The organism is Polynucleobacter sp. 39-46-10, assembly GCF_002282275.1.
Genome location: NZ_NCJB01000299.1, coordinates 1 through 2,830, shown reverse-complemented (window position 1 = coordinate 2,830; position 2,830 = coordinate 1). Strand labels below are relative to the sequence as shown.

Below are 2,830 nucleotides of genomic sequence, written 5' to 3'. Positions count from 1 at the left end.
GTGATCACTCCAGCTACGCCGCTATATTCATCTACAACAATAGCCAGGTGATTGCGGTTGTCTTTGAAGTCGCGCAGCAAAACACTTAAACGTTTAGATTCTGGAATGAAAACTGCGGGGCGGAGCCAATCGCGTACTTGAAAATCTTTTTCAGAAGAGTGGCGCAATAAGTCTTTTGCAAGCAAGGTGCCAATGACATTGTCGCGACTACCTTCGAATACGGGGAAGCGTGAGTGGGCTGCAGTAATTACACTCTGGATAATTTCAGGCAGAGATTGGTTGATATCAATCCAATCAATCTGAGCTCTAGGAATCAAAATATCGCGAGCACACAGTTGCCCCACTTGGAATACGCCCTCGATCATGGAGAGGGCATCCGCATCAATCAAGCCCTCGGACTGTGCTTCTCTGAGGGTCTCAATGAGTTCTTGGCGACGTTCTGCTGGGCTGGTTGGCTGTGGCGTTAAAAAATCAGCCAAGCGTTCTAAAAGGGATTTATTGGGGTCAGGCATGTAATAAGAATATCGTAAAAATATGTAAATTCAGTGAACGAGGTGTTGGGGATGCTTTAAATGGGTGCGTAAGGGTTTGTGAAACCCAGGGATTTGAGAATAGCGATTTCCTTACTCTCCATTTTGCTTGCTTCAGCATTGCTCTCATGGTCAAGTCCTTGGGCATGCAAGCATCCATGAATAATGAGGTGAGCTAAGTGAGCCTGAGCAGTCTTAGCTTGTTCCCTTGCCTCTTTTTGAATTACGGGAAGGCAAAAAATAATATCTGCAGTCAATGTCTTTTTAGTTAGCTCATATGGAAAGGTGAGCACATTGGTTGCGTAATCTTTGTTCCGAAAAGCAAAATTCAACTTTTTACCCTCAGCAGCATTGACGAAGCGCAAGGTGATGAGGCCGTTGAGGTGGGTGCTTGCTTTCACCCATTTTTTCATTGCTGCTAAAGAGGCAATCGCAAGCACTTTATCTTCAATAGCAGCACTAGCAAATTGAATATCAATTTCCAATTTAGAGGAAGTCGCTTGCTTGATTGCCATCTTAATGGGTATGGATTGAAGTGAGTTCGTTGATAAGCTCGCCTCGGAGGGTGTAATTGAGCACTTCAGTAATGCGTATGTCTACCATTTCACCTATGAGGGATTCAATATCTTCATTTGGTGCAGCAAAGTGAATCACGCGATTGTTAGCAGCGCGACCTTGTAGATTTACACCATCTTTTGCTAGGCCTTCAACGAGAACTCGCTCAGTATTGCCCAACATGTTTTTACTGATTTGATTTGCTTGTGACTCCACTAGGGCAAGCAATGTTTGTAGTCGCTTCAGTTTGACCTCATAAGGCGTGTCATCACTCAGGTTGGCAGCAGGTGTACCGGGACGTGCGCTGAAAATAAAGCAAAAGCTGTTATCAAAATTGAGCTCTTCAACCATCTTCAAGAGCTTTGCAAAATCCTCATCGGTCTCGCCTGGAAAGCCTACAATGAAGTCGCTAGAGAGCGTCAAGTCGGGCCTCACTGCGCGCATCTTACGAATAATGCTTTTGTATTCTAGAGCGGTATAGCCACGTTTCATGGCGGATAAAACCGAGTCGGATGCGTGTTGTACCGGAAGATGTAAATGACTCACCAACTTGGGAACTTTGGCATAGACATCAATTAAGCGTTGGGTAAATTCTTTAGGATGGCTGGTGGTAAAGCGAATTCTTTCGACACCTGGAATTTCTGCAACATATTCAATCAAGAGTGCAAAGTCTGCGATTTCTTCTGTATCGCTCATCTTGCCCAAATAGGCATTGACGTTTTGACCGAGCAGCACAATTTCTTTTACGCCCTGCGCAGCTAGGCCTGCTACTTCAGTTAATACATCATCAAATGGGCGTGATACTTCTTCACCACGAGTGTAAGGAACTACGCAATAGCTGCAATACTTTGAGCAACCTTCCATGATGGAAACGTAAGCAGAGCCACGAGTTTGGCGCGAGGCAGGTAGGCGGTCAAACTTCTCAATTTCCGGGAATGAAATATCTACCTGAGATCTACCGGTTTCGCGACGTTGAGCGATCAGATCAGATAAGCGATGTAAGGTTTGCGGACCAAAGACGACATCAACATAGGGCGCCCTGCTAATAATTTGTTGACCTTCCTGGCTGGCGACGCAACCTCCAACACCAATTAATAAATTGGGTTTGGTTTTTTTGAGTTCACGTAAGCGACCTAAATCGGAAAATACTTTATCTTCCGCTTTTTCACGAATAGAACAGGTGTTCAGTAGAACGACATCTGCGTCTTCAGGCGTGTCGGTCATGACCATGCCCTCATCGGCATGTAGGAGATCGGCCATCTTGCCCGAGTCATACTCGTTCATCTGACAGCCGAAGGTTTTGATATAGAGCTTTTTCATATGCCGTTCTCAGGTTTATAACTGGGGGCCAAGCTCAAATTTTACAAAAAACAAATTACAGCAAGCGCAGAGCCAAAATAGCAACAATCGTTGGGGGTAATGCGCCTAGGAAGAGATACAGTGCAGAAACCGCACCATTCGGGAAGTGACTGCGTAAGATTGCCAAACCAGCTGGGTTAGGTGCATTAGCAATAACGGTTAAACCGCCACCAGCAACTGCGCCACCCACCAAAGCTAATTTGAATTCATCCGAGGTGCCTGTGACTAGGGACCCCAAGTACGTCAATGCCGCGTTGTCTGTAATTGCAGTAAGCGCAGTTGCTCCGTAGAAGACCGCTGTTGGACTCATCTGCTCTAGGAGGGGTTGCAGCCACCAGCCTTGCAAAGCGCCTAAGACTACTAAGCCAGCAAGGAAGAAGCCAACT

General features: G+C 45.9%; 4 protein-coding genes. All 4 read right to left on the bottom strand.

From position 1 onward, the window contains the following. Nucleotides 1–512, bottom strand: a 512-nt coding sequence (locus B7X71_RS14710) for a CBS domain-containing protein (protein WP_293601205.1), incomplete at its 3' end; no start/stop codon positions are given. A 56-nt stretch (nt 513–568) separates the two neighbouring features. Further along, the gene (gene ybeY, locus B7X71_RS14705; protein ID WP_293601201.1) at nt 569–1,045 is read right to left on the bottom strand and encodes an rRNA maturation RNase YbeY; all 477 of its coding nucleotides are present in this window, start codon (nt 1,043–1,045) and stop codon (nt 569–571) included. A 1-nt stretch (nt 1,046) separates the two neighbouring features. Continuing rightward, nucleotides 1,047–2,405: a tRNA (N6-isopentenyl adenosine(37)-C2)-methylthiotransferase MiaB gene (gene miaB, locus B7X71_RS14700; protein WP_293601199.1), complete on the bottom strand. Its 1,359-nt coding sequence runs from the start codon at nt 2,403–2,405 to the stop codon at nt 1,047–1,049. A 55-nt stretch (nt 2,406–2,460) separates the two neighbouring features. Next, on the bottom strand, nt 2,461–2,830 hold a 370-nt coding region (locus B7X71_RS14695; RefSeq protein ID WP_293601196.1), incomplete at its 5' end, for a putative Na+/H+ antiporter.

Excerpts from the sequence above, each read along its gene's own strand:
- miaB (WP_293601199.1), bottom strand. The coding sequence starts at position 2,405 with ATGAAAAAGCTCTATATCAAAACCTTCGGCTGTCAGATGAACGAGTAT.
- ybeY (WP_293601201.1), bottom strand. The coding sequence starts at position 1,045 with ATGGCAATCAAGCAAGCGACTTCCTCTAAATTGGAAATTGATATTCAA.